General features: G+C 43.6%; 1 protein-coding gene. It reads left to right on the top strand.

What is annotated here, in order from left to right; translation table 11 throughout:
- The first annotated feature begins 220 nt into the window (after positions 1 to 220).
- On the top strand, positions 221 to 535 hold the full coding sequence (locus tag A3739_RS26370) for a response regulator (protein ID WP_068503362.1): 315 nt from the start codon (positions 221 to 223) through the stop codon (positions 533 to 535).
- Positions 536 to 688 lie beyond the last annotated feature (153 nt).

Genomic DNA, 688 nt, shown 5'->3' with positions numbered 1-688 from the left:
TAATTAAGGCGACACCTTCACCTTAAACGCAGCGACTGTGGTCGATCCGCCAATTGAAGGGCGTTAAATTGTGCAGTAGGGCACCCTCAAACCCTAGCCGTTCAAAACACGCCTGGACTATTCTTGAGTTTCAAGTGTGTGCGTTTTAAAGGAAGTGTTAATGTATTAAATTCATATTGCGGGATGATCATCCTTGTTTGGAAATGCTCGGTTAGGGTTATTGAATACGCACTTGCCTGATCTTTGCATTAGTGAATCTTCTGATCTTGATTGCACGCTTAAAGTGCTCGAACAAAACCCTGACAATGATTTGTTGTTGCTCGATCTACATATGTCAGGCAGTCAGGACTCATTTGGTCTGGTGACTGTACCCGAAAAATTCCCAACTGTGCCTTTAACGATCATTTCAGCACGAGAAAATGTTGAGACTATTAGCCGTTGTATTGCTCACGGCTCAATTGGCTTTATTCCAAAGTCCTGCTCTCCGAGTATGATTAAAGATGCCATTGACCATGTGATTGATGGTGAATCTTAGGTGCAGTCTTTTGTGCGCCAAAACTTACGTCGAATCGATAATGAAGAACGTGACTCAGCAACGCAGGTCGCTGTCTTGACGCCCCAGCAGTATCATGTGCTTTGTTTCTTATGAGAAGGTTGGCTGAACAAACGGATAGCTTATGAAATTGGC

The sequence above is a fragment of the Oleiphilus sp. HI0067 genome (assembly GCF_001635735.1).
Note: the sequence above shows the minus strand (reverse complement) of the source record. Positions and strands in the feature narration are given on the sequence as shown.